Here is a 26,019-nt window from a genome sequence, read left to right as displayed (position 1 = left end):
ACAGATCACTGATTACAACCAGGGCTATCAGGACTATCAGGGAGTCGACATGGACGCGGCTGACTTCAGCGCGGTGCTGTCCGAGGTCCGGCGCTTCGTCCGGGAGCGTGTCGTGCCGCTCGAGGCGGAGATCGACGAGAAGGACGAGATGCCCGCGGACATCCGCGAGGCGGCCAAGAAGATGGGCCTGTTCGGCTTCGCGCTGCCCGAGGAGTACGGCGGGCTGGGGCTGTCGATGTACGAGGAGGCCCAGCTCATGTTCGAGCTCGGCTACACGACCCCGTCCCTGCGGTCGATGTTCGGGACCAACAACGGCATCGCGGGTCATGTCCTCATGGTCGGCGGCACGGAGGAGCAGAAGGCCGAGTGGCTGCCGAGGATCGCCTCCGGTGACGTACTGGCGTCGTTCGCGCTCACCGAGCCCGAGGCCGGGTCCGACCCGTCGACGCTGACCACGCGCGCCCATCGGGAAGGCGACGAGTGGGTGATCAACGGCGCCAAGCGGTACATCACCAACGCTCCGCTCGCCGACGTCTTCATGGTCTTCGCCCGCACCGACCCCGACGCGCCACGCACGCGTGGGATCTCCACGTTCCTGGTGCCGGCCGGTACGCCGGGCCTCACCGTGGCTCCGAAGGACCACAAGATGGGCCAGTTCGGCGCTTGGACGGCGGATGTGTTCTTCGACGACGTACGGGTACCGGCGTCCGCGCTCGTCGGTGGCGAGGACGGCCTGAACCGGGGCTTCGGCACGGCGATGGGCTGCATCGCGCACGGCAGGGTGCACATCTCTGCGCTCTGCGTGGGCATGGCCGAGCGGCTGGTCCACGAGTCGGTCGAGTACGCCGGCACCCGCCGCCAGTCCGGCAGGCTGATCGGTTCCTTCCAGCTGGTCCAGGGCCTGGTCGCCGACTCGATGACCGACTACTACGCCGGACGCGCCACGGTCCTGGAGGCCGCCCGCGCCTTCGACGCGGGTACGGACACCAAGATCGGCCCGTCCTGCACGAAGTACTTCGCCAGCGAGATGGTGTGGCGGGTCGCGGACCGCGCGGTGCAGATCCACGGCGGCGCGGGCTATATGCGCGGGGTCGCCGTCGAGCGCTTCTACCGCGACGCCCGTCTCTTCCGTATCTACGAGGGCACGAGCCAGGTGCAGCAGGTGATCATCGCGAAGGCGCTGCTGGGAAGTGCGACACAAGGTTGAATCGAACACCAACTCGCCATTTTCGCAAGGATGTTGGGATAGTCTCCCGCTGACCGACGTCAGTCGCGCACGCCGCGCTCGTCGCACATGTCACGCGAGAGACCGGGATCCACCATGACTGACCCCCAGCTCAACCGGTCCGTCGCGCTCGCCTACGCGGCGGTCGGCATGGACCCGCCGGCCCCGGTCCCGCTCCGGAAGAACGATCCCGCACGGGTCGGCCCCTATGTGCTGATGTCACGGCTGGGCAGCGGCGGGATGGGCCGGGTCTATCTGGGCCGGGACACCGTCGGCGGGACGGGAATGGCCGCGGTCAAGGTGATCCGGTCCGAATACGCGGAGGATCCCCTTTTCCGAAAGCGCTTCGAGCGCGAGGTCGGTGCGCTGGACCGTGTCCAGGGGGCGCACATCGTACGGCTGTTGGGCAGTGGCTTCGACGAGGACCTGGTGTGGGTGGCCACCGAGTACGTCCCGGGGCCGACGCTCGACGAAGTCGTCACCGCGCGCGGGCCGATCGACGCGACGGTGGCCTGGCGGCTGATGGCCGACATGGGGCGTGCGGTCGAAGCCATCTGGCGCGCGGGGATCGTCCACCGTGACCTCAAGCCGTCCAATGTGATCCTGGCGGCCGACGGTGCTCGCGTCATCGACTTCGGTGTCGTCCAGGCCACCGACGGCGCCTCGATCACCGTCACGGGCCAGAACGTGGGCACGCCCGCCTTCATGTCCCCGGAACAGGTCAGGGGCAACGAGGTGACCGCCGCCTCGGACATCTTCGCGCTGGCTTCCGCCCTCGCCTTCGCCGTCACCGGGCGGGCGCCGTTCGGCGAGGGAACGGGTGTCGACGTCCTGCACCGGGTGGCCTTCGAACCGCCGCGGGAGGAAGTCCTCGCCAAGGTGGCGGCCGTCGATACGGAACTGGCCGAGTTCATCCGTGCCTGTCTGGACAAGGATCCTCTGAGCCGCCCATTACCGGAGGCGGTCTTCAGGACCGCCATCGGGCACCAGCTGCCGGCCCCGGACGGGCAGCCTCCCCGGTCCGCCCCCAAGTGGGCTCCACCGCACACCGGACAGCCCGCCGTCCTCGCCGCGGCCCCGCCCGTGGATCCCTCCTCCACCAGCTCTGTCGCGTCCGTCGCCCCTGCCGCGCCGACGCCCGGAAGGCGCAGAAGGCCGACGCCCGGGAAACGCAGAAAACTGATGGCGGGCACCGCTGCCCTGGCGGGCGTCCTGGTCGCCGGGGGCATCACCGTCGCCCTTCTGCGGCAGGGCGACACCGCACCCTCGGCCGGCCCCGGGCCGGAGGCGTCGTCGGCCGTGACGGAGAACCCGGTCTCGGTGCCCACCAGTTCACAGAAGGCGCCCACGGCCACTCCGTCGAAGACGGGCCCCGACCAGGCGGCGGAGAAGTCCCCCAGCGGCGGGGGCTCACGGGATCCCGCGACGCTGGACATCCGGACCGCCCCCTGTCCCGCCGAGATCACGTCGGGATCCCAGGGCGTCTGCGTCGAGGCACTGCAGATGCTGCTCGTAGGGCACGGCCGGCGCGTCACCGTCGACGGGCGGTTCGGGGAGGCGACGGGCACCGCGGTCAGGGCTCTCCAGAGCGAGGCCGGCATCACCGTCGACGGGAGGGTCGGCGGGACGACCAAGAAGCTGCTGTACGGCAAGCCGCCAGGGCCGGTAAAGGCCGGCTCGGTCACGGTGACCCAGAGCGTCAATGGGGCGTCGGTCGCCCGGTGCCTCGACATCCGCGAGCCGGACGCACAGGTGTGGGGATGCCAGGGCACGGCCACCCAGAAGTGGGCGCTGTACCGGGTGTCCGGTCAGGACTCCCAGTACCTCGTCGTCAACCAGGGCAGCCACCTCTGCCTGGACTCCGGCACGGGGAGCCAGAACGGCCAGCAGATCCGGGCCAGGAACTGCGACGGGAAGAGCGCCCAGAGATGGCGGCTCGGTGGCGGCGGAGCACTGGTCGGCGTCCCGAACGGCCTCTGCCTGGACGCGGAGGCCGAGACCTCCGGCCAGGACGGTCAAAGGGTGCAGGGCTGGGGTTGCGCGGGCAACACCAACCAGGCGTGGAACTGGTCCTGACGCGGCGTCGACTTCAGATGCCGAGCCGGTCCAGCAACCGCTCGTGGTACACCGCCGGGCCGCCGAAGAGCAGCTGTGAGGACTTGGCCCGCCGGAAGTACAGGTGGGCGGGGTGCTCCCAGGTGAAACCGATGCCGCCGTGGACCTGGATGTTCTCCATGGCCGCGAACACGTAGGCCCGTGAGCAGCACGCGTGGGCGACGGCGGCGGCGACCGGGAAGTCCGGAGCGCCCTCGGCGGCCAACTGCGCCGCCTCGCGGGACGCGGCCTCGGCCAGCTCCACCTGCACGAGCATGTCCGCGCACTTGTGCTTGACCGCCTGGAAGGAACCGATCGGCCGGCCGAACTGATGCCGCGTGCGGGCGTAGTCGGCGCTCATCTCCAGACACCGACGGGCCCCGCCCGCCTGCTCTGCGGCCAGTCCGACCGTGGCGATGTCCAGGACCTTCGTCATGACGCGCCCGCCCGCCCCGTCCGCGCCCACGAGCGTCGCGGGCACGGCGTCGAACGTCAGCCGGGCCATCGCGCGGGTGGCGTCCAGGGTCTCCATCGGTTCGGCTGCCAAACCGGCGGAAGTCCGCTCCACCGCGAAGAGCGACGGACCGGCGACGGTACGAGCGACCACGAGGATCAGTTCGGCCGTCGTACCGTCGATCACGAAGGACTTGCGGCCGCTCAGCCGCCAGCCTCCGTCCCCGTCAGGCACCGCGCGGGCGGAGATCAGGGCGGGGTCCCAGGAGCCACCGTCCTCGGCGACAGCGAGGGCCGCGGTGGTCCGCCCGGCCGCGATGCCGGGGAGATGACGCGCGCAGGCGCCCTTGTCGCCGGAGGCAAGCAGGGCCTGGACCGCGAGCACGACCGTCGAGTAGAAGGGTGAGCAGAGCAGGGCGCGGCCCATCTCCTCCAGGACGACGCCCAGTTCGACCGGGCCGAAGCCGTCGCCGCCGTACTCCTCGGGGATCACCAGGCTCGGCAGCCGCAGCTGGTCGGCCGCTTGGGCCCACACGTCGAGGTCGAAGCGCGGCTCACTCTCCATGAGCTTGCGGACCGCTTCCTCAGGAGACCTGGCTTCCAGGAACTCCCTTACGGAAGACCGGAGTTGCCTCAGCTCGCTTTCGTCGGCGCTCATGCGCGTGCCTCCTTCGGCAGACCGAGGACCCGTTCCGCGAGGATGTTCTTCATGATCTCCTCGGTGCCGCCGAGGATGCGCAACGCCGGGGTGGCCAGGAGGAGTTCGGACCAGGCGTACGTGCCCCACTTGCCGGTGTCGGCGATGAGCCGGGGTCCGAGGCAGTCCGCGATGAAGTGGGCGGCCCTGGTGAGGTTCTGACCGTACATCAGCTTGGCGACGGACCTCTCCGGGCCAGGTGTGACGCCGGCCCGCAGGGTGCGCAGGGCGCGCGTGTTGAGGTGTTCGGTGGCCATGGCGTCCACGAGGAGTTCGGCGAGACAGGCGCGCAGGGCGCGGTCGTCCCAGGTCCAGGTGGCACGCATCAGTGCCGAGAGCCGGTCCGGGGACAGGGCGGCGGCGACCGGGCCCGCGCCCTCGCTGCCGACCGTCGCGCGCTCGTTCATCAGGGTGGTCAGGGCGACGGTCCAGCCACCGTCGACCTCGCCGAGGCGGTGGTCGTCGGGGACGCGAACGTCGGTGAGGAACACCTCGTTGAAGTCGGCGCCGCCGGTCATCTGCCTGAGCGGCCGGACCTCGACACCGGGGGCGTCCATGGGGACCAGGAAGGCCGTGATGCCGCGGTGCTTGGGCGCGTCCGGGTTCGTACGGGCCAGCGCGAGGCCGATCTGGCTGTGCTGGGCGACCGACGTCCACACCTTCTGCCCGTTGAGCACCCAGTCCTCGCCGTCACGGACGGCCTTCGTCGCCACGCTCGCCAGGTCCGATCCCGCGCCCGGCTCACTGAACAGCTGGCAGGCGATGGCGTCCCCGCGGTACATCGCGGGCAACCAGCGGTCCTTGATGCGGGGTTGGGCGTGGGCGAGGATCGTCGGGCCGATCATGCCCAGACCGATCACGCTCAGCGTGCCGGTGTCCGCGACGTCGTACTCGGACTCGATGGCGTCGTAGAGCAGGTCGTGGACCGGGGTGAGGCCACGGCCGCCGTACTCGGGCGGGCCGGTGATCCAGCCGAAGCCGTTCTCGTGGCGGATCCGCTGCCAGTCCCTCGCCCGTTGCACGTGTTCGCGCTCCTCCTCCGGCGGGAGGCTGCTGAAGTACGCCATCGTGTCGTCGCCCTCGCCCCAGGTGAAGGCGGTGCGGTCGGGGGCCTTCGCCGCGTGTGCGTCGAGGAAGTGGCGCGCCTCGGCGGTGAAGTCCTGCATGTCATGTTCCATCGCGGGTCCCCTGCTGCTTTCAGGTCGAGAGGATCGTGACCGCCGACACGCCCGGCGCGCCGTACAGGTGGGTGTAACCGACGCGCGGTGTGCCGGGGATCTGCCGGGTGCCCGCCGTGCCGCGCAGTTGGAGCACGATCTCGTGGATCTGGCGCAGGCCGGAGGCGCCGATGGGCTCGCCGTTGCCGAGCAGACCGCCGTCCGTGTTGACCGGGAGCCGGCCGCCGATCTCGGTGGCGCCCTCGGCGATGAGGCGTTCCTGTTCGCCGTCCTTGCAGAGGCCGTTCTCCGCCATGTGGATGATCTCCGATCCGGCGTCGGTGTCCTGGAGCTGGGCGACGTCGACGTCCTCGGGTCCGATGCCGGCCCGTTCGTACGCCTCGCGGGCGGCATCCACGGTCGGGCTCTCCACGAGCTCCCCGACGGGGAACGACGGGCTCTGCACCTCGAAGGCGCCGAGCCTGCGGCTGCGCAGGGAGGTGGACCGGATCCGTACAGGCGTGGACGTGTACTTGTGGGCCTGGTCAGCTCGGCACAGCACGAGGGCCGCGGCGCCCTCGTCCGGGCCGCAGTACATGTACTGGCGGAGCGGGTGGTTGAGGACCGGGGAGGCGAGGATCTCCTCCGGTGTGAGGGGAGTTCGGCGCCAGGCCTTCTCGTTTCCGGCCGCGTTGCGGAAGTTCTTCGACGCCACGCGCGCGAGCGTCTCGTGGGAGATGCCGTGGTCGTGCATATAGCGGTTGATCTTCATGCCGAAGAAGTGGGTGGTGAGAAAGAGCCCGGTCTGCCCGTACCAGGAGGGGATACCGGCCACGGAGGGATCCGCGGCGAACGCGCCGCGCGGGTGTTTGTCCATACCGATGGCGATGGTCAGGTCGTGCTCGCCGGTCTCGATGGCCCGGGCCGCAAGAGCCACCGCCGTACCGGCCGTGGCGCAGCCGTTGAACACACCGCGCAACGGAACGCCCGTCAGGCCCAGTTTGCCGACGATCGCGTCCGGGTTCGCGACCTCGAAGCTGCCGACGTAACCGCCCTGGATCTGCGGCCAGGTCACGCCCGCGTCGGCGAGCGCCAGCCGCACGGCGTCCGCGCCCATGTTCATGGCGGGCTTGCCGGGAAACCGGCCGAAGGGGTGGAGCCCCACCCCGATGATGACGGCCTCGGTCATGACGCCTCCTCCTCGACCGGCTCTGCCTGGGCAAACTTCCCGGCCTCGGCGGGCTCTTCGACTTCGGCGGACTCTTCGACCGGGGCGAACGCGAACGTCATGACCTCGGTGCCGTCGTCCCGCACGGCATAGGGCACGAGCGTCAGCCGCATGTCCTGCCCGATCCGCAGCTTCTCCGGGTCGGGCTCGGTGAGACGGGCCTCGACCAGCAGCTCGCCGACGAGTTCGACGTAACCGACCGCGTACGGCTCGAAGTTCTCGGGGCCGTCGTACGGCGGGGACGGCGGGCGGAAGTTCTGGGTCGTGTACGTCCACAGCGTCCCGCGGTCCGCGAGCAGCCGTATCCTCGACTCGTCGCTCGCGCACCTGACGCAGTCCGAGGCCGCCGGGAAACTCACCAGACCGCACGCCGTGCACTCGGAACCGATGAGCCGGAGGGGTTCGGATTCGGAGGAGGGCCAGGTGAACAGGCCCTCGGTGACCGGTAGTTGCGTTGTCGTCATGTCACGCCCCGTTCCGGTTGCCGAGGGCGTCGGCGTTCGGAGCCGCCTTGGCCACGAGGTTCGGGACGACGGAGGACAGCTCCTCCGGAGTCCACCGGGTCTCGGCACTCGCGCCGGGGCCGTTGACCCAGCCCTCCAGTACGGTGATCCGGTTGCCGACGACGCCGAACACCCGGCCGGTGACCTCGCGCGACGCCGCCGAGCCCAGCCACACCACAAGCGGCGAGATGGCCTCCGGGGTCAGGTCCTCGCTCTCGGCGGCCCGCTTCATCATCTCGATGTCCTCGGTCAGCCGGGTGAGCGCGGTGGGCGCGATGGCGTTCACCGTCACGCCGTAGCGGGCGAGTTCGGCCGCGGCGATGACGGTGAGGCTCGCGATACCGGCCTTGGCCGAGCCGTAGTTCGACTGGCCCGGGTTGCCGAAGATGCCGGACGGAGACGTCGTGTTGATCACCCGGGCGTCGTTGTCGTGACCGGACTTGGCCCGCACCCGCCAGTACGCGGCCGCGTGGTGCAGGGTCGCGAAGCTGCCCTTGAGATGGACGGCGAGCACACTGTCCCAGTCCCGCTCGGTCATCGACACGATCATCCGGTCGCGGAGGATGCCGGCGTTGTTGACCAGCACATCGAGGCCGCCATAGGTGTCCACGGCCTGCTGGACGAGCCGGCCGGCGCCCTCCCAGGTGGAGATGTCGTCCGTGTTGGCAACCGCCACGCCGCCCGCTTCGACGATCTCGTCGACCACGGTCTGGGCGGGCCCGGCCGAGGCGCCCCCTCCGTCGCGTGAGCCGCCCAGGTCGTTGACCACGACCTTCGCGCCGTGCGCGGCGAACGCCAGGGCGTGTGCCCTGCCGATCCCGTTGCCTGCCCCGGTGACGACCACGACACGGCCGTCGACCACTCCTTCGGACATCCTCAACTCCTTGCTGAATACGGCGCTGAATACGGCGAGTTGGCATCGCCGAGCAGTACGCGCGGGTCCTCGCTGCCGCAGGCGCACCTGCCGGTGACGACACGGCCCGCGATATCGAGCGGTGTCTCGGGGAGCAGCGAGGCACGCCCTTCCCCCGCCGCGACGTACAGCTGTCCGTCCGCGCGCTCGCCGACCCGCCATTCGGCGCCGTTGACGTGCGCTCCGCACCGCTCGGGGCACTCCAGCGCGAGAGCCGGTCCCACGGCGGAGATCAGACAGGCGGACACACCCACCCCGCGGAGTATCGGCACGGCCGCGGGCCGGGCCAGTACGAGGGACGTCGAGCGGAACATGTCACCCAGGTCAGCCGTTCCGGCGAGCCCTTCCAGGGTCTCCGCCGACAGGCCGATCACCGCGTGCGGGTCCAGTTCGCGGTGGAAGACCGAGGTGCGGCGGTGGTCCCAGCCCATCGCCTCCGCGATGCCGTAGGTCACCTTGAGCGACCGCAGTGCGCCGATCACCGCATGACCCCAGAAGCCCTCGAAGCCGGAGGTGGTCAGCAACGCCCGCTGTCCGGCGGCCAGTCCGTGCTCCCACAGCCGCGCGGTGACCCAGTCGGTGTCGCGGGCGAGTTCCGCCCAGGTCAGCTCCATGTCCCGCATGCCGTCGGCGGTGGGGAAACGTACGAGGTAGGCCAGTTCGGGCCGTTCGAGTGTCCTGGCGCGGGCCAGAGTGTCGGCGCGGGCCATCAACTCTTCACCACCCGGGGGAACTTGGCGACGCTGGTCATGGTCTTCAACAGGTCCTCCTCGGTGCGCATGTCGAGCACCGGCTTGACTCCGGTCCGCTCGCGCACGGCCTCGCCGAGTCGCCCTGCCAGGGCGTCGACATCTGCGGTGAGTCCCGGGTCGTAGCCGACGCGGAGCCGCAGTTCGTCGACCTCGCGCCGGTCCCGGACGATCTGGAACACCCCTGACGCCGTCTCCGGCTGATCCTCCACGGCCAGCCAGATGTCGCGCAGGACCACGGAACGACCCTGGACCAGCGTCTCGTCGCCGCGCCGCCCGGCCACCCACATCCGGGCGTGGGTACGCCCGCAGCCGCAGCGGTCCCCCGAGAGGCGGACGAGGTCCTCGCTGCGGTAGCGGATCAGCGGGGCGGCCCGGTTGTCCAGGTCGGTGGCGACCAGTTCGCCGAGGTCCGTCTCCGGGACGTCACGCCATCCGCCCTGTTCGTCGACCTCGACGCACTCCGCGAAGACGGTGTCCTCCCAGAGGTGGAAGCCGTCGTGCTCCCGGCACTCCCAGGCGGTGCCGGTGTCGGCCGCGCTGGTGTACTCGTAGACGTCGATGCCCCAGTCGTCGCGGATCCGCTCGCGCATCTTCCGGCTGAGGGGCTGTCCGGCGCACGAGGCGCCCTTGAGGGAGGAGAACGCCTCCTTGAGGTCCGTCGTCTCGGCGAGGTGCTCCAGCTCCACCATCTGCGGATACATCATCTGCAGATAGGCCGGCCGGTAGGTGCGCAGGGCGTCGACGACCTCGTTCATCTTCCCGAGCCAGGTGTCCACCTCGATCACCACGGCGCCGAGCGCCTGGTAGCCGGGGTCCATGAGGTTCCGGAAGGTGCCGGGCGGGCTCAGCACCCGGTCCCCGGGCCTGAGGCCGAGCTCCCAGAGGTCACGCACCTGCGCGGTGACCAGGGGCGGTGCGTCCTCCCAGATCTCGGCGAAGAACTCCGGGTCGCCGGTGGTGCCGGAGCTGGAGGAGACGGAGGTCAGCCCTTCGACGGGAACGCAGAGCAGACCGCCGAAGGGATCGCCGGTACGGGCCCGGTGGGCACGCACCATGTCCTTGGTGATGAACGGTATGCGCGCCCGGAAGTCCTCCAGGCAGCGGATGTCACGTGGGTGCACCCCGTGCTCGTCCCAGAGCTCGCGGTAGAAGGCGGAGTTGCCGTAGGCGTACTCGACGAGTTCCACGACCCGTTCTTCCTGCCGCGCCCTCAGCTGGTCGCGGGGCATGGTCTCCACCTGTGGCTCGAAGTACCTGTCCCCGGTGTCCCTGTCACCGCCCATGGCGCCTCCTCGCGGCTCGGCTGCCCAGATCTTCCAGCTATCAGCACAATCAGTCAACCAATTCGACGGATTTTCGGGAGACTCTCGCGCTCCCGCGATCCATATAGTTAACTATTAGCACTCATTAGACCTTCGGGAGAGCACGGAGAGAACACTGTGAAGATCGTTGTCTGCGTGAAGCACGTGCCCGACGCCACGGCGGACCGCACCTTCACCGAGGAGGGGAGCACCGACCGCGAGTCGGTCGACTCCCTGCTGTCCGAACTCGACGAGTACGCCGTCGAGCAGGCCCTGCGGATCGCCGAGTCGGGCGTCGACGCCGAGATCAGCTACCTGACCGTCGGCCCCGACGACGCGAAGGACGCCCTGCGCAAGGCGCTCGCCATGGGCGGCGACTCGGCGACCCATGTGAGCGACGAGGACATCGAGGGCAGCGACGCCTTCGGCACCTCACTCGTGCTGGCCAGGGCGATCGAACGGCACGGCTTCGACCTCGTGCTGTGCGGGATGGCCTCGACGGACGGCACCATGGGCGTCGTCCCGGCGCTGCTGGCCGAACGGCTCGGGGTCCCAGCCGTCACCCATGTCGAGGAGCTGACGGTCGAGGACGGCACGGTCACCGGCCGCCGCGAGGGCGACTCCGCGACCGTCCGGGTCCAGGGCACACTTCCCGCCGTCGTGTCGGTGACCGACCGCTCCGGCGACGCCCGCTACCCCTCCTTCAAGGGGATCATGGCCGCGAAGAAGAAGCCCTTGGAGACCCTCGACCTCACCGACCTGGGCATCGACGCCGGGCAGGTGGGCCCGGCCGGGGCACGGTCGGCCGTGGACACCGCGACCAGGCGCCCGCCGCGCTCCAAGGGGGAGATCGTCGCCGACGACGGTACGGGCGGCGCCGGACTGGCCGCGTTCCTCACGGCCAAGAAGTTCGCCTGACCACGCCCCGCACAGCACCGCCCTCACCCCACCTACCGTCCCGGAACCGTTCCAACTGGAGGAGTGCATCACCGTGGCCGAGATCCTCGTACTCGTCGATCACACCGAAGGCGTCGTTCGCAAGCCGACCCTCGAACTACTCACTCTGGCCCGCCGGTTGGGCGAACCGTCGGCCGTCTTCCTCGGGCGGAACGCGGACTCCGCGACCGAGGCGCTCGGCCGGTACGGCGCGCACAAGGTCTACGTGGTGGACGCCCCCGAGGTCGACGAACTCCTCGTCACTCCGGCCGTGGACGCGCTCACCCAGATCGCCGGCAGCACCGGCCCTGCGGCGATCCTGCTGCCCTCAAACCCGGACGGCAGGGAGACCGCCGCGCGGGTCGCGCTCCGCCTGGAGTCGGGGCTGATCACGGACGCCGTCGACGTCACCGCGGGCGAGGACGGCCCGGTCACCGAGCAGTCCGCGTTCGCGGCGACGTACCAGGTGACGGCTCATGTCACCCGGGGCATCCCGGTGATCACGGTCAAGCCGAACGCCGCGGCCCCCGAACCGGCCCCCGTCACACCCGAGGTCGAGAAGTGGGACGTCACCTTCGGGCCCGCCTCCGCCGCCGCCAAGGTCCTGTCCCGCTCGCCGAGGGAGCGCGGTGACCGCCCCGAGCTGACCGAGGCCGACGTCGTGGTCTCCGGGGGCCGGGGTGTGAACGGCGCCGAGAACTTCGCGGTCATCGAACGCGTCGCCGACACCCTGGGCGCGGCCGTCGGGGCGTCCCGCGCCGCCGTGGACGCGGGCTGGTATCCACACAGCCACCAGGTCGGCCAGACGGGCACCCAGGTCTCCCCGCAGCTCTACCTGGCCGCCGGCATCTCGGGGGCGATCCAGCATCGCGCGGGCATGCAGACCTCCAAGACCATCGTCGCGGTCAACAAGGACCAGGACGCCCCCATCTTCGAGCTGGCCGACTACGGCGTCGTGGGGGACCTCTTCCAGGTGCTCCCGCAGCTGGTGGAGGAGATCGAGCGGCGCCGAAGCTGATCTCCTCCCCCTTCCGGCCTTCCACCCGGAGGCCGATACGACTAAAATAGCTAACTGATTGCATCAATTGACCCGAAGGAGCGCCATGACGAAGATCTGGGTCAACTCGGGGGACTCCCACGTGATGGAACCCGACGACCTCTGGATCCAGGCGCTGCCGCCGCGCCTCGCCGACCGTGCGCCGCGCAGTGAACGCGGCGACAAGTACGAAGTGCTCTACATCGACGGCGAGCGCATCGACCGCCAGCTGAACGACTTCATGGACGCCATGCGACCGCCGGGCGCCCGGGACCTCGACGTCCGGCTCAAGGACCTGGACCAGGAGGGTGTCTGGGGCCAACTCGCCTTTCCCTCCATGGGGTTCTGGCTGTGCTCGATCACCGAGCGGGAGCTCGCCCGGGAGACCGTCCGGGCCTGGAACGACTGGGCACACTCAGAGGTCCTCGGGAAGCAGAAGCGCATCATCACTCCTGCCTGCGTCTCGACGACCAACGTCGAGGACGCGGTCGCCGAGGTCGAGCGGGTCGCGGAGCTGGGCTTCCAGTCGGTCTTCCTCCCGTGCTCCACCCGCCCCGGTGAGGAGTACGGCCTCGACCTGTGGGAGCCGCTGTGGACCGCGGCCGAGCGGGCCGGTCTCGTACTCGGCTTCCACATCGGCACGGGTGGCGAGAACGTCGTCTTCCGCGGACCCGGCGGCGCCGTCGTCAACTACATGGAGACGACCTACCCGGGCATGCGCGTCGTCTCGCACATGGTCGCGGGCGGTGCCCTGGACCGTCACCCCGACCTCAAGATCCTCATCGCGGAGGGCGGCGCCGGCTGGGTGCCGGCCATCGGCGACCGGATGGACGAGGCCTACCGCCAGCACGGCATGTTCGTACGGCCGAAGCTGAGCCGGCTGCCCAGCGAGATCATCAGGCAGCAGGTGTACGCCTCCTTCCAGCACGACAAGAGCTCGGTGGAGATCGTCGAGTCGACCGGCTACCGCAATGTGATGTGGGGCGACGACTACCCCCACCTGGAAGGCACGTACGGGCACACGCAGTCCACGCTGCACGAGCTGTTCGACGGCGTGTCCGACGAGATCCGCGAGCGCGTCACCCGCGGCACCTTCAACGAACTGTTCCGGCTGCCCGAGCAGACTCCCCAGGAGGCGGCCGTCTGAGCGGCGTCGGCGACGCGAGGACTCCGGACGAGACAGTGACCACTCCCCCGTATCCCGAGGACCCGGAACAGCCCGCGTATCCCCAGGACCTGGAACAGCCCGGACTCGTCAGGACCGGGCGGTCGACCTTCGTCCGGCCCATCCGGCCGGAGGACGCCGACCGTCTGGTCGCCTTCGTCGGCGGCCTGTCGCGGGCGACCCTGGCCTACCGCTCGCTCGGCCCGGTGATCCGGGCACGCGACGACGTCATCCGGCGCGGCGCGTACGTGGACTACCTCAACGAGCTGGCACTCGTCGCGCTGGCCGGCGACGAGATCGCCGGTCTGGTGCGCTACGTACGTGACACCGAGGACCCGGAACACGCGGAGGTCACCTTCACCATCCGGGACGACGACCAGAGCGAGGGGTTCGGCAGGCTGCTTCTGGAGCACATCGCCGCTGCCGCCCGCGCCCGGGGCATCCGGGTCCTCAAGGCCGACGTCCTCGTCGACAACACCCGCATGATCAATGTCTTCCTGGGTTCCGGCTACCGGGTCGAGTCCGGACCGCCCGGCCAGATCGTCCACTTCGACATCGCCGTCGACCCGCAGGCCCAGGCGGTCGCCCGGGCCGAGCGCCGCGAGCACACGGCCGTACGACGATCCCTGCGCCCCCTCCTGGAACCCCGGTCGGTCGCGGTGATCGGCGCCAACCGGCGCCCCCTGACGATCGGCCACGAGCTCGTGGCCAACCTGCTGCGAGGCGGTTTCCGCGGCAGCGTGTTCCCCGTCAATCCACGGGCCGAGCAGGTCGCGGGAGCCCGGGCGTACCCGAGCGTCCGGGTGCTGCCCGAGCCGCCGGACCTGGCGCTGATCGCCGTACGGGCCGAGGCGGTGCCCGAGGTCGTACGGGAGTGTGCGGCGGCCGGAGTCAAGGCGGTGGTCGTCGTCTCCACCGGCTTCGGGGAGACCGGCGCGGCCGGGCGGACGACCGAGCTGGAGCTGTCCCGGTTCGCCCGGGCCTCCGGGATGCGGCTGGTGGGCCCGAACTGCATGGGCGTGGTCAACACGACGCCCGCGGCGAGGCTGGCCGCGACCTTCTCGCCCGCCCTGCCCACGCCCGGCCGGGTGGCGATGTCCAGCCAGTCCGGGCCACTGGGGCTCGCGGTGCTCGACCTCGCCAGGCGACTGCGACTGGGCTTCTCCGGCTTCGTATCGGTGGGCCATGCCGTGGATGTGTCCACCAACGACCTGCTCCAGTGGTGGGAGGAGGACCCCGAGACCTCCGTGATCCTGCTGCACGTCGAGACCTTCGGCAATCCGCGCCGGTTCGCACGCATCGCCCGCCGGGTCGCACCGCGCAAGCCGATCATCGCGGTCCACCCGGGGCACGCAGGGCACGCAGGGCACGCGCAGACGACGGGTCAGGTGGACTCGGGACGGCGCGGAGGCTCGGGAGGTCGCGGGGATTCGACGGGGGCGGGGCATGCGGATCCGTCAGGTCCATCGGATTCGGCGGTGAGCTCGCTGTTCGCCCAGTCCGGCGTGATCCGTACGCGCAGCCTCCAGGAGCTGTTCGACGCGGCGCTGCTGCTCGCCCACCAGCCGCCCCCGCCCGGCAACAGAGTCGCCGTGATCACCAACGCGGGCGGCCCCGCGGCGCTGACCGTCGGGGCGTGCGCGGCGAGCGGTCTCAGCGTGCCCCCGCTCGGCGAGCGCACCAGGGAGAAGCTCCGCGCGGCCCTCGGCCCAGGCGCGGAGGCCGCCAACCCGGCCGACCTCACCCCCATGGCGACCGCCGCGCACTACCGGCAGGCGCTCGACGCCGTACTGGCGGACGACGGGATCGACGCCGCCATCGTCCTGTTCATGCCTCCTCTGACGGACAAGCCCGACGAGGTGGCGGCGGCGATTCTCGACGCGGCCGAGGCCGCGCCCGCCAAGCCGGTGGTGGCCAGCTTCCTTGGTGGCGCGGGCGTCGCCGATCTCCTTCATCGGGGCGAACTCGTCGTCCCCACCTACGCGTTCCCCGAGTCGGCGGCGGCCTCGCTCGGGCATGCGGCGGCCTACCAGGCGTGGCGGAGTACCCCCGCGGGTGTCGTCCCCGATCTCCCCGGAGTCGATACCGACCGGGCCAGGTCGCTGCTCGCCGGGTGCGCCCCCGGCCCCGTATCGCCGCGTCTCGCCGCCGAGTTGCTGGACTCGTACGGGATCGCCGTACGGGACACCGGACCGGGGTCCGGGCCGGGCTCTCTGCCGAGCTCTGGGCTGGGCTCGGGGCCGGGCTCGGGGCTCGACGCGTTCCTCTCCGTCGGCGCCGACCCGGTGTTCGGCCCGGTGGTCGCCTTCGGTCTCACCGGGGACTACGCCGATCTGATGGCGGACGTCGCCCACCGGGTGACCCCGCTCAGCGACCGCGACGCCCGGGAGATGGTCCGCTCGCTGCGGGCCGCTCCGCTGCTGGACGGCAGGGTGGGCGGCCCGGGCGTGGACCTCGCAGCGCTGGAGGAGACCGTCCTGCGGATCTCCGCGATGGTCGAGGACCTGCCCGAGATCGAGGCGATGGAGCTGCGTCCGATACGGCTGCTGCCGCCCGGGGACGGGGTCGCCGTCACCCGCGCGACGATCCGGCTCGCTGACGAAACAAGGAAAGGTGGCCTCTCGTGAGGGTCGGCATCTACTTCGACATGCGCAATCCCCCGCCGTGGCAGCAGAGTTGGTCCCGGGTCTACGGATTCGCGCTGGAGATGTGCGAGGAGGCGGATCGGCTCGGCGTCGACTCGGTCTGGTTCTCCGAACACCACGGCTTCGAGGACGGATACCTCCCGCAACCGCTCACCATGGCTGCCGCGGCAGCGGCCCGCACCCGGCGGATCCGCCTCGGTACCGCGGTCATCCCCGCACCGCTGCACGCGGCCCCCGAGATCGCCGAACAGGCCGCGCTCGTGGACATCATCAGCGACGGGCGCCTGGACCTCGGACTCGGCACGGGTTATCGCGTGCCCGAATACCGGCTGTACGACGCCGATCTGACGAAGCGTTACTCGACAACCGACCAACGGGTGCGGGAGATCCGCGGGTTGTGGGCCGAGTCCCTGGTCACCCCCGGCCCGGTCCAGGACCCGCTGCCGATCTGGCTCGGCTACCAGGGCCCGCAGGGCGCCCGCCGGGCCGGCCGGCTGGGCACCGGGCTGCTGTCACTCAACCCCGCGCTGCTGGAGCCGTACCGGGAAGGACTCGCCGAGAGCGGCTACGACGTGTCGGCGGGCCGGATGCAGGGGTCGTTCACGACGTTCGTCACCGAGGACCCGGAGGCCGACTGGCCGGTCGTCCGCAAGCATCTCTCCTACCAATGGGACAGCTACCGCCGGTACATGGTGGAGGGGACCGACCAGCCCGCCCCCCGTCCGATCAACCCCGAGAAGTGGCGGGAGACGGGGCTGAGCGCGACCGGCGTGGGTCAGTTCCTGTACGGCACACCGCAGGAGACCGCCGATGCCATCAAGGCGTACGTGGCGGGGTTGCCGGTCGAAGGGGTGTTCCTGTGGGCCTCACTGGCCGGGATGCCCGAGGAGATGGTCGCCCGCCAGGTCCAGCTCATCGCCGGGAAGCTGCGCCCGCTGCTTGCCGATGTCTGACACGAGGAGTTCCACCATGTCGACGACGGGAACCGGAGAGACCGACGCGCCGACGCCGAACGGGCACTGGGCGGGGTCGGGCCTGTCGGAGCCACCCCGGACCACCGGGGGCGTGACGCTGTGCGGTGGGTGCCGCGCCGCCGGTTCCTGTCGACTCGGCGTCGAGCGCGAGCGGCTCGACGAGGACGGTGCGGCGAGGTTCGAGCTGAGCTGTCCGCGTTCCCACGAGGGCGGTCCCGATGTCGCGCACGGCGGCTGGACGGCGGCCGTCCTGGACGACTGCCTCGGCCATCTCCCGTTGCTGCACGGCGTGATGAGCGTGACGGCCGAGCTGACGGTGAGCTTCGTGAAGCCGGTACCGGTGGAACGCCCCCTGGAACTTCGGGTGTGGGCGGATCGCAGGGAGGGCTCACGCTGGTACATCGCGGGCGAGTTGACGCTGCCGCCGGGCGGAGCGGTCCTCGCCCGCGCCTCCGGAATCTGGGTGACACGCGACCACAGCCACTACGTGCGGCACGCGCAGTGGCTGGCCGGACAACAGGCCGGAGACGCCGAGGACCGGTGAGACCGACAGGCCCTGCCTAGGACGCCGGGAGGGCCTGTCGGTCAGTAGGACCGCAGGCCCATGCTGCGGGCGATCCCGTTGCGCTGGATCTGGCTGGTCCCGCCGGAGATCGTGGCGACGATCGACTCGCGGTAGCGGAAGCTCATCACGCTCTCGGTCGAGAAACCGTGCCCCGCGCAGACCTGCATTCCGAGTCTGGCAGCAGCCACGTACGTCTCCGATCCCTTCAGCTTCGCCATCGAGCCCTCACGGGTGCACGGCCTGCCCTGCGCGAGCAGCCAGGCGGCGCGGTACGCGAGCAGCCGGGCGGAGTCGATCTCGGTCTGCAGATCGGCCATCGCGTGGGCGAGCGCCTGGAAGTTGCCGATCGGACGGCCGAAGGCGTGCCGGGTGCGCGCGTACTCGAGCATCTCGTCCAGGGTGGCCTGGGCGGCGCCCAGGTATCCCCCGCTGATGATCACCTTCTCCAGTTCGATGTTGGAGAGCATGACCTTCCAGCCCTCGTCGCGCGGCCCGACGAGGTTCTCCTTCGGTACGAGGGCGTCGTTGAAGAAGACCTCGTTGGTGCCCAGGATGTGCCGGGCCAGCGTGGGTGTGCGGCGCACTTCGACGCCGTCGGTCGCGGGGTCGACGAGCAGCAGGCTGATGCCGCCGTGCTTGGGTTCGCGGGGTCCCGTGCGTACGTAGGTCGCGATGGTCGTGTCGGGCAGCCCGCCGCCGGTGCACCATGCCTTCTGGCCTCGGACGAGGAAGTGGTCGCCGTGATCCTCCGCGGTGGTGCGCAGCGCGGCGGCGTCGGATCCGCTGTCCGGCTCGCTGAGGCCGACGGCGAGCCGGTGGCGTCCGGTCATGACCTGCTCACGGATGAAGTCGCGCTGTGCCTCGTTGCCCCACCGGAACACGGTGATTCCCGGGATGAGTACGCCGATGTAGCACATGGCGACGTCGAAGCTGGCCCGCCCGAGTTCCTCCGCGATCAGAACGAGCTCGAGCGGCCCCCCGCCGTCGCCGCCCTCGTCCTCGCTGAACGGCAGGGAGAACCAACCCAGTTCGGTCATGCCCCCGAACAGCTCGGGCGGTACGACGCCCTCCTCGTCCCACTGCTTCGCCTTCTCGGCCGGGCACACATCGGCGACGAACTGCCGTGCCGTCGCGCGCAACATGTCCTGCTCGTCGGTCAGCCCGAAGTCCACGGCCACTCCTCGCCACCACTAGCCTATTCATCTATCTAATTATTCTATGTTAGCGGATAGAGACGAGGACGGGTACTCACAGATGAGGGCCGCACCAACTCCACCGAACCCCCGGAAGGGCGGGTCGACCGATGACAACTGCACCCTCGGCCCGCAAAGATCGCAGGCATGGCCTTACACGCGAACCAGCCCCGCGCCCTGTCCTTCGACGCCGTTGCCGCGCAGTACGCCGCCACCCGCCCCGACTATCCGCCCGCCCTCTTCGACGCCGTGGAGGAGCTCACCGGCCGACCACTGGCCGACGCCGACGTGCTGGACTGCGGAGCCGGCACCGGTATCGCCACGCGACTGCTGCGTGAACGCGGCGCCCGCGTCGTCGCGATGGAGCCGGGCGCCGGTATGGCCGCGGAGCTACGACGGGCCGAGCCCGAGGTCCCGTTGGTGCGGGGCGAGGGGAACCGACTGCCCTTCGCCGCCGCCAGTTTCGACGTGGTCACCTACGCACAGGCCTGGCACTGGACCGACCCGACCCTCTCCACCCCCGAGGCGTTGCGCGTGCTGCGCCCCCACGGCGTACTGGCCCTGTGGTGGAACCAGGCCGACATCCGCGTTCCGTGGGTCGCGGCGGAGGAGGACCGGCTCGCACCCTTCACCCGCGACTTCCCGACGACGGTGGCCGAGCTGTTCGCCCCGTTCCCGGTCCGGGTGGCCACCCGCGAGATCACCTGGTCACGGCGGATCACCGTCGAGGAGCACATCCGCAACCTCGCCACGCACTCGCACTTCGTGATCATGGACCCCGCCGAGCGCGCCGAACTCCTCGGCGCGAACCGCACCGCGCTGGCACGGCTCTTCCCCGACGGCGAGCTCGACGAGCCGTACCGGTGCGGATTGACCGCCGTGCGACCGATCATCGCAAAGTAAGGTAAGCCTAACTTCAAGACAATGCCCCATGCGTAACCACTTGCTGGACGCACACACGTTGGGAGTCGGCCTTGCCGCACACGATCGACATCGCCGGGAACGGGCCGGACGCCGCGACCGAGGAGGGCTGGGTCGAGCTGGAGTCGAGCGCCGAGTTGCGCGAGCTGCTGGGTGAGCCCTGGCCCATCGTGATCGAGAAGGTTCACGACCAACTCACCGACAAGGACCGGGACATAGTGGCCCGCTCACCCTTCTGCCTGCTGGCCACGTCCGACGCGCGCGGCAACTGCGACGTCTCCCCGCGCGGGGACGCCCCGGGGTTCACGCACGTCATCGACTCCGGCACGCTCGCCCTGCCCGACCGGCCGGGCAACCGGCGCGGCGACAGCTTCCACAACATTCTCAGCAACCCGCATGCCGGTCTGCTGTACCTGATACCCGGCAGCAAGGAGGTCCTGCGGGTCAACGGCCGGGCCCGCATCCTCACCGATGCCCCGTTCTTCGACGCCATGAAGCTGGACGACCAGCGACCCACACTGGCCCTGGTCCTGGAAATCGACGAGATCTACCTGCACTGCCCGCAGTCACTGCGCCGCTCGGGAGTGTGGAATCCGGCGTCCTGGCAGACCGGCTGAGCCGGTACGCGGGCGCCCTCTGAGCAGATACCGGGACACTCTCTTCAAGATCAATTTAGGTTAGGCTAACCTTCACCGCGTGAGATCTGGTGAAGAAGCAGCAGACGCCCCGCGTCTGCGCGGTCATGAACTGTCGGCCACGGGTGTGACCGTGTCGTACGACGGCGTCGACGTCGTACACGACGCCGCGGTCGCGCTCCGGCCCGGCGAGGTGACCGTTCTGGTCGGTCCCAACGGCAGCGGCAAATCGACGCTCCTGCGGACGATCGCCCGGTTGCAGCGGGGCCGTCACGCCACGCTCAGGATCGACGGCGACACCGACGGCCTCGCCCTGAGCGCCCGTGACTTCGCGCGCCACGTCGCCCTGCTGACCCAGGGCCGCCCCACACCCAGCGGACTGACCGTGCGGGACGTCGTCGAGTTCGGCCGCTACCCGTACCGGGGCCGCTTCGGCCGTCCCGATCCGGACGCATCCGCCGCGATCGACCGGGCGCTCGCCCTGACCGGTGTCACGGACCTCGCCGAGCGGGGCGCCGACCACCTGTCCGGCGGCCAGTTGCAGCGAGTGTGGCTCGCCAGTTGCCTCGCCCAGGAGACCGGCGTGCTGCTGCTCGACGAGCCGACCACCTATCTCGACCTGCGCTACCAGATCGAACTCCTTGACCTCATCCGCGACCTGGCGGACGACCACGGGATCGCCGTCGGAGTCGTCCTGCACGACCTCGACCAGGCGGCGGCCATCGCCGACCGGATCACGCTGCTCGAAGCGGGCCGGATCGTCGCCGACGGCCTGCCCGAGGACGTCCTCACACCGGAACGCCTGACGACTGTCTACGGCATCCGGATCGACGTCGACACAGACCCCCTCACCGGCCGACTGCGCACCCGCCCGATCGGCCGCCACCACACACGCAACACTCGAACCGAAAGGCTCGGCTCCACCTCATGAGACGCCTCCTGCTCACCGCGGCCGCCACCACCGCCGCGGCACTCGCCCTTGCCGCCTGCGGCACCACCGAGCCCGCCGCGGACAAGACCGAGAAGAAGTCGGAGGCCATCACCCTGACCGACGGCACCGGCGCGAAGCTCAAGCTCGACGGCCCGGCCACCAAGGTCGTCGCCACCGAGTGGAACGAGGTCGAGAGCCTCATCACGCTCGGCGTCGACCCCGTGGGCGTCGCCGACGTCAAGGGCTACAAGACCTGGGACACCGCCGTCCCGCTGAAGAACGAGCCGAAGGACATCGGCACGCGCGGCGAGCCGAGCATGGACACCGTCGCCTCCCTCTCGCCCGACCTCATCGTGGCCTCCTCCGACCTGCCGCCCGCGGCCGTGAAGCAGCTGCGCAAGATCGCCCCGGTGCTGGGCATCAAGTCCGCCGACGCCTCGGACCAGGTCGGTCAGATGCTGGAGAACCTCGACCTCATCGCCAAGGCCACCGGCACCACCGACAAGGCCAGGACGGCCCGTACGAACTTCGAGGCCAAGGTCGCCGAGGGCAAGAAGGCCCTGGCCGACGCCGGCCTCGACGGCACGGACTTCGCCTTCGCCGACGGTTACGTCACCTCCAACCAGGTCTCCCTGCGCCCGTACACGAGCGGCTCGCTCATCGGGGCCGTCAACGAGCAGATCGGCCTGAAGAACGCCTGGAAGGTCAAGGGCGACGCGGCCTACGGCCTCGGGACCACCGACGTCGAGGGCCTCACCGCCCTGCCCAAGGACGTCCAGTTCGCCTACATAGGCAACGACGACGACAAGGGCAGCACGCCCTTCACCGGCGCGCTCGCGAAGAACGCCGTGTGGACGTCCCTGCCGTTCGTGAAGGCCGACAAGGTGCACCGACTGCCCGACGGCATCTGGATGTTCGGCGGCCCCCAGTCGATGGAGGCGTACATCGACGCCGTCGTCGACGCGCTGACGAAGTAGACGCAGAGAAAGAAAAGAAGCAGAAGCAGAAGCAGACGAAGTAACGGAGCCATGGCCGTCACCGCAACGCCTCCCGCCGTCACCCGTCCGCCGACGACCGCGTCCCGGACGGGCGCGGTCGCGGTGGCGGCCGGGCTCGTCCTCCTGGTCGCCGTCCTCGCCGTCGTCGACATCACCCAGGGCACCGCGGCCGTCGGACCGGCCGAGGTGTTCAAGGCCCTGACCGGGCAGGCCGATCCGTCCGACGCGTCCGTCGTGATCGCCTCCCGGCTGCCGCGGATGACCGCCGGCATCCTGGTCGGCGTCATCCTCGGCGTGGCGGGCGCCGTGCTGCAGGCCGTCAGCCGCAATGTGCTCGCCGCTCCCGACACCCTCGCGGTGAACGCCGGTTCCTATCTGGCGCTCGGGCTGGTCGGCGCCACCGGCGTCTCGCTCCCGCTGCTCGCCTCCTCCGGGGTCGCCTTCACCGGCGGGCTCCTGGCCGCGGCCGTCGTACTCGCCCTGTCCGGCCTCGGCACGGGCACCGTACGGCTGGTCCTCGCCGGAACCGCGCTGGCGCTGGGCCTGACCTCCATGACGGAGAGCCTGCTTCTGCTGTTCCCCGAGCAGACCGAGGGCCTGTACCAGTGGAACCAGGGCAGCATCAGCCAGAACGGCTTCGACGGCGTCCTGCAGATGCTGCCCGTCGCCCTGATCGGACTCGTCGGCCTGCTGCTGACCGCCCGTCGGATCGACGCACTCGCCCTCGGTGACGACGCCGCGCGCGGACTGGGCGTCCCGGTCCGCGCCACCCGCGTGACCGTGGTCGTACTGGCAACTCTGCTGTCCGCGGCGGCGGTCACGCTCGCCGGGCCCATCGGCTTCGTCGGCCTGTGCGCACCGGCCCTGGTGCGTCCGCTCGCCCGCCGGTTCCGGGGCCTTGTCCGCACCCGTACCAACCTGCCCGTGGCCGGCGTGGTCGGCGCGGGGCTGGTCCTCGGCTCGGACGTGCTGCTGCGGGCCCTCGTTCCCTCGGACACGGCCGTCGCCGTCCCCACCGGCGTCGTCACCAGCCTCATCGGCGCCGTGTTCCTGGTGGTGATGGCCCTGCGACTGCGGGACACGTCCGGGGCCGAGGCACCGGACCGGTTGCGCATCCCCAGCCGGGCGGCGTTCCTGGTCACCCTGGCCGTACTTGTCGCCGTGGTCGTCGGCGTCACGATCGCCGGCGCGCTGCTGGGCGACAGCAAGCTGCTGCTCGGCGATGTCGTGAACTGGGCGCAGGGGCGGGCCGGTCAGACCGTGTCCTTCGTTCTCGACACCAGGATGCCCCGGGTGCTCGCGGCCCTGTGCGCGGGCGCGGCGCTCGCCCTGGCCGGCACGCTGGTGCAGGCCGTGACCCGCAACCCGCTCGCGGAGCCGGGGGTGTTGGGCGTGTCCGGCGGAGCCGCGCTGGGCGCCGTACTCCTCGTCACCACCGTGCCCGTCGCCGGCACATGGAGTGTGGCGGGAGCCGCGTTCGCGGGAGCCGCGATCACCTCCGTCATCGTCTTCGGGCTGGCCGCCCGGGGTGGCTACCAGCAGAACCGGCTGGTCCTGGTCGGCATCGGCATGGCCGCCGGTACGACGGCACTGGTCAGCCTGCTCATCGTGCTCACCGACCCGTTCAACGCCACCAAGGCACTGACCTGGCTGTCCGGTTCGACGTACGGCCGGACCATGCCGGACGTCCTGCCCGTCGCGCTCGTGCTGGTGCTGGGCCTTGTCGTCGCGGTCGCCCGGCGCACCGAGCTGGACCTCATCTCCCTGGACGCGGACACCCCGCGCCTCCTCGGCCTGCGGCTGTCCCCGGCCAGACTCGGCTTCCTGGTGGTGAGCGTCCTGCTCAGCGCGACCGCCGTCGCCTCGGCGGGCACCATCGGCTTCGTGGGCCTCGTGGCCCCGCATGCGGCACGTGCCCTGGTGGGCCGGCGGCACGTGCGGATGGTGCCGGTCGCCGTCCTCCTCGGCGCCGCACTCGTCTGCACGGCCGACCTCCTCGGCCGCACGGTCATCGCCCCCGCCCAGTTGGGCGCCGGCCTGATGACGGCGGTCATCGGCACGCCGTACTTCCTCTACCTGCTGGTACGAAGCCGGCGCTAGCCGCGCGGGACCGGGTGCTCGCGGTGACCGTTGCGGTGGGTGGGGCTGGGCAGCGTCCGGGCCTGCGTGAAAAGCTCACTCCGGGTGGGGCCGGACGATCACGGACGGCGGCCACCGTACGAGACAGGCACGACGAGAGGTGGCGGCATGCGCATCGGACTGCTCGGTACTGGGCCCTGGGCCGACATGGCACACGCTCCCGCCCTGAGCGGGCATCGCGAACTGGACTTCGTGGGGGTGTGGGGCAGGAACCCCGACGCGGCCAAGGCGCTGGCCGACCGTCACGGGACGCGCGCGTACGAGGATGTCGACGCCCTCCTCGCCGAGGTGGACGCGGTCGCCATCGCCCTGCCTCCGTCGGTGCAGGCACCGCTCGCGGCGCGCGCCGCGCGGGCGAACTGTCATCTGCTGCTGGACAAGCCTCTCGCGGCGACCGTGGAGGAGGGGCGTGCCGTCGTCGAGGCCGTCGAGCAGGCCGGGGTCGCCTCGGTCGTCTTCTTCACCAGCCGCTTCCAGCCCGAGATCCAGGCCTGGATCGCCGATCAGGCCGCCACGGAGGGCTGGTTCACGGCGCGCGCCGAGTGGCTCGGTGCCGTGTTCACGAGTGACAGCCCGTTCGCCGCGTCGCCCTGGCGGCAGGAGAAGGGCGGCCTCTGGGACGTCGGTCCGCACGCCCTGTCCGTGCTGATGCCGGTGCTCGGCGACGTCGAGCGGGTGGCCGCCGCCGCGCGGGGCCCGAAGGACACCGTTCACCTGGTGCTCCACCACGTCAGCGGGGCGTCGAGCACCCTGACTCTCAGTCTGACGGCCCCGCCCGCCGCCGCCGGAGCCGCCGTCGAGCTGCGCGGCAAGGCCGGGGTGACCGTCCTGCCGGGATCCGCCGAAGGGGCGGTCGAGGCTCTCACCCGTGCTGCCGACGCCCTCCTCGAAGCCGCCCGCACCGGTCGCCCGCATCCGTGCGACGCCGCCTTCGGCCTGCGGGTGACGGAGATCCTCACGGATGCGGAAGCGCAGCTGGGCACGGCTCCCCAGGTCCGCTGAGAGCTCTACGGAACCGAATTCTCCGGCGTGTGCCTAACTCCCGGCACACGCCGGAGCGTCCGCGTCGAGTGACAGCGGGCTGCCCTTGGGCACGAGGTAGGTGACGTACAACTCGACCGGCTCGGTCCCGAGGTTGCGGCCGACGTGGACGTGACGGGACCCGGCCGGCTCGATGAACGATGTGCCCGCCTGGCTGACCTCCACTGAACAGTCCTGCAGCGTGCGCGTGAGCGTGCCCGACTTGACGACTGCGATGAGCTGGCCCGGGTGGTAGTGCCAGCCGGTCGTACCGCCCGGCGCGATGGTGATGGACCGGACTATGACGTCCGTGCGCCCCTTTGCCTTGACCTTCAAGGTTCCGGCCGACGTGCCCTGGGCGAGGATCGTGCCGGTCACCCCACTGCCGGGAGTGGCGAGCGCGGACGTCGACCCGAAGACCAGTGCCACCGCGCAGCCGGTCATGACGAACGTTCTGCGGACCTTGCCCAGCCGAGACGTGCTGCTCACGTGGATCCTCCTCCGGATCGGCCAACTCGTCGGCTTTTCCGACGAGTTG

At 70.6% G+C, this 26,019-nt stretch carries 23 protein-coding genes; 14 read left to right on the top strand and 9 right to left on the bottom strand.

Going from position 1 to position 26,019, the window contains the following annotated elements; all coding sequences use genetic code 11:
* Positions 1–49 precede the first annotated feature (49 nt).
* A complete protein-coding gene (locus tag ACN20J_RS46575) occupies positions 50–1,207 on the top strand; it encodes an acyl-CoA dehydrogenase family protein (RefSeq protein WP_189842932.1) in 1,158 nt (385 codons plus the stop codon).
* A gap of 114 nt (positions 1,208–1,321) precedes the next feature.
* Entirely contained in the window at positions 1,322–3,301 is a 1,980-nt protein-coding gene (locus ACN20J_RS46570; protein WP_419668418.1) for a protein kinase domain-containing protein, read from the top strand.
* A gap of 13 nt (positions 3,302–3,314) precedes the next feature.
* Here the strand turns inward: ACN20J_RS46570 and ACN20J_RS46565 are convergent, their stop codons facing one another.
* Genes ACN20J_RS46565 through ACN20J_RS46535 form a run of 7 tightly spaced genes read right to left on the bottom strand, consistent with a single transcriptional unit; the run spans position 3,315 to position 10,305 of the window.
* Positions 3,315–4,430: an acyl-CoA dehydrogenase family protein gene (locus tag ACN20J_RS46565; RefSeq protein ID WP_419668417.1), complete on the bottom strand. Its 1,116-nt coding sequence runs from the start codon at positions 4,428–4,430 to the stop codon at positions 3,315–3,317.
* Complete coding sequence (locus ACN20J_RS46560; RefSeq protein WP_419668416.1) at positions 4,427–5,647, bottom strand: acyl-CoA dehydrogenase family protein; 1,221 nt, start codon at positions 5,645–5,647, stop codon at positions 4,427–4,429. Before ACN20J_RS46560 ends, ACN20J_RS46565 begins: the two co-directional genes overlap by 4 nt.
* A gap of 19 nt (positions 5,648–5,666) precedes the next feature.
* Positions 5,667–6,815, bottom strand: a complete 1,149-nt coding sequence (locus ACN20J_RS46555; RefSeq protein ID WP_419668415.1) for a thiolase family protein — start codon at positions 6,813–6,815, stop codon at positions 5,667–5,669.
* Positions 6,812–7,318, bottom strand: a complete 507-nt coding sequence (locus ACN20J_RS46550) for a Zn-ribbon domain-containing OB-fold protein (protein WP_419668414.1) — start codon at positions 7,316–7,318, stop codon at positions 6,812–6,814. The genes ACN20J_RS46555 and ACN20J_RS46550 overlap by 4 nt, the downstream gene beginning before the upstream one ends.
* A gap of 1 nt (position 7,319) precedes the next feature.
* Positions 7,320–8,231 carry an SDR family oxidoreductase gene (locus ACN20J_RS46545; protein ID WP_190229858.1) on the bottom strand — a complete coding sequence of 304 codons (912 nt, stop codon included), beginning with the start codon at positions 8,229–8,231 and terminating at the stop codon, positions 7,320–7,322.
* A 2-nt stretch (positions 8,232–8,233) separates the two neighbouring features.
* Entirely contained in the window at positions 8,234–8,980 is a 747-nt protein-coding gene (locus ACN20J_RS46540; RefSeq protein ID WP_419668413.1) for a hypothetical protein, read from the bottom strand.
* Positions 8,980–10,305: a phenylacetate--CoA ligase family protein gene (locus tag ACN20J_RS46535; protein WP_361912948.1), complete on the bottom strand. Its 1,326-nt coding sequence runs from the start codon at positions 10,303–10,305 to the stop codon at positions 8,980–8,982. Before ACN20J_RS46535 ends, ACN20J_RS46540 begins: the two co-directional genes overlap by 1 nt.
* Before the next feature lie 174 nt (positions 10,306–10,479).
* Here ACN20J_RS46535 and ACN20J_RS46530 point away from each other — a divergent pair, with 174 nt between their 5' ends.
* From ACN20J_RS46530 to ACN20J_RS46505, 6 genes are all read left to right on the top strand, one after another.
* Positions 10,480–11,241 (top strand): electron transfer flavoprotein subunit beta/FixA family protein, encoded by a 762-nt coding sequence (locus ACN20J_RS46530; RefSeq protein WP_419669080.1) that lies wholly within the window; start codon positions 10,480–10,482, stop codon positions 11,239–11,241.
* A 73-nt stretch (positions 11,242–11,314) separates the two neighbouring features.
* Positions 11,315–12,277, top strand: a complete 963-nt coding sequence (locus ACN20J_RS46525) for an electron transfer flavoprotein subunit alpha/FixB family protein (RefSeq protein ID WP_419668412.1) — start codon at positions 11,315–11,317, stop codon at positions 12,275–12,277.
* 85 nt (positions 12,278–12,362) lie between these two features.
* Positions 12,363–13,442: an amidohydrolase family protein gene (locus ACN20J_RS46520; RefSeq protein ID WP_189842943.1), complete on the top strand. Its 1,080-nt coding sequence runs from the start codon at positions 12,363–12,365 to the stop codon at positions 13,440–13,442.
* A gap of 35 nt (positions 13,443–13,477) precedes the next feature.
* The gene (locus ACN20J_RS46515) at positions 13,478–16,087 is read left to right on the top strand and encodes a GNAT family N-acetyltransferase (RefSeq protein WP_419668411.1); all 2,610 of its coding nucleotides are present in this window, start codon (positions 13,478–13,480) and stop codon (positions 16,085–16,087) included.
* Entirely contained in the window at positions 16,084–17,058 is a 975-nt protein-coding gene (locus tag ACN20J_RS46510; protein WP_419668410.1) for an LLM class flavin-dependent oxidoreductase, read from the top strand. The genes ACN20J_RS46515 and ACN20J_RS46510 overlap by 4 nt, the downstream gene beginning before the upstream one ends.
* 16 nt (positions 17,059–17,074) lie before the next feature.
* Complete coding sequence (locus ACN20J_RS46505) at positions 17,075–17,623, top strand: PaaI family thioesterase (RefSeq protein ID WP_419668409.1); 549 nt, start codon at positions 17,075–17,077, stop codon at positions 17,621–17,623.
* 41 nt (positions 17,624–17,664) lie between these two features.
* On the opposite strand, the gene ACN20J_RS46500 is transcribed toward ACN20J_RS46505, so the two are convergent.
* Positions 17,665–18,816 (bottom strand): acyl-CoA dehydrogenase family protein, encoded by a 1,152-nt coding sequence (locus ACN20J_RS46500; RefSeq protein WP_190229865.1) that lies wholly within the window; start codon positions 18,814–18,816, stop codon positions 17,665–17,667.
* A gap of 168 nt (positions 18,817–18,984) precedes the next feature.
* On the opposite strand from ACN20J_RS46500, the gene ACN20J_RS46495 reads away from it, so the two are divergent.
* The 6 genes from ACN20J_RS46495 (at position 18,985) to ACN20J_RS46470 (ending at position 25,463) form a co-directional block, all read left to right on the top strand.
* Complete coding sequence (locus tag ACN20J_RS46495; protein ID WP_419668408.1) at positions 18,985–19,740, top strand: class I SAM-dependent methyltransferase; 756 nt, start codon at positions 18,985–18,987, stop codon at positions 19,738–19,740.
* A 71-nt stretch (positions 19,741–19,811) separates the two neighbouring features.
* Positions 19,812–20,375, top strand: coding sequence for an MSMEG_1061 family FMN-dependent PPOX-type flavoprotein (locus tag ACN20J_RS46490; RefSeq protein ID WP_419668407.1), 564 nt, complete (start codon positions 19,812–19,814; stop codon positions 20,373–20,375).
* 79 nt (positions 20,376–20,454) lie between these two features.
* Positions 20,455–21,324, top strand: coding sequence for an ABC transporter ATP-binding protein (locus ACN20J_RS46485; protein ID WP_419668406.1), 870 nt, complete (start codon positions 20,455–20,457; stop codon positions 21,322–21,324).
* Entirely contained in the window at positions 21,321–22,301 is a 981-nt protein-coding gene (locus ACN20J_RS46480; protein WP_189842951.1) for an iron-siderophore ABC transporter substrate-binding protein, read from the top strand. Before ACN20J_RS46485 ends, ACN20J_RS46480 begins: the two co-directional genes overlap by 4 nt.
* A 51-nt stretch (positions 22,302–22,352) precedes the next feature.
* Complete coding sequence (locus tag ACN20J_RS46475; RefSeq protein WP_419668405.1) at positions 22,353–24,422, top strand: iron ABC transporter permease; 2,070 nt, start codon at positions 22,353–22,355, stop codon at positions 24,420–24,422.
* A gap of 147 nt (positions 24,423–24,569) precedes the next feature.
* Positions 24,570–25,463, top strand: a complete 894-nt coding sequence (locus tag ACN20J_RS46470) for a Gfo/Idh/MocA family protein (protein ID WP_190229870.1) — start codon at positions 24,570–24,572, stop codon at positions 25,461–25,463.
* 33 nt (positions 25,464–25,496) lie between these two features.
* Here the strand turns inward: ACN20J_RS46470 and ACN20J_RS46465 are convergent, their stop codons facing one another.
* On the bottom strand, positions 25,497–25,925 hold the full coding sequence (locus ACN20J_RS46465; protein WP_189843102.1) for a cupin domain-containing protein: 429 nt from the start codon (positions 25,923–25,925) through the stop codon (positions 25,497–25,499).
* Positions 25,926–26,019: the final 94 nt, after the last annotated feature.

It is taken from the genome of Streptomyces sp. 2-1 (assembly GCF_048564895.1).
GTDB classification, from domain to species: domain Bacteria; phylum Actinomycetota; class Actinomycetes; order Streptomycetales; family Streptomycetaceae; genus Streptomyces; species Streptomyces phaeochromogenes.
The sequence above is the reverse complement of the archived record's forward strand: the minus strand, read 5'-3'. Positions and strand labels throughout refer to the sequence as shown.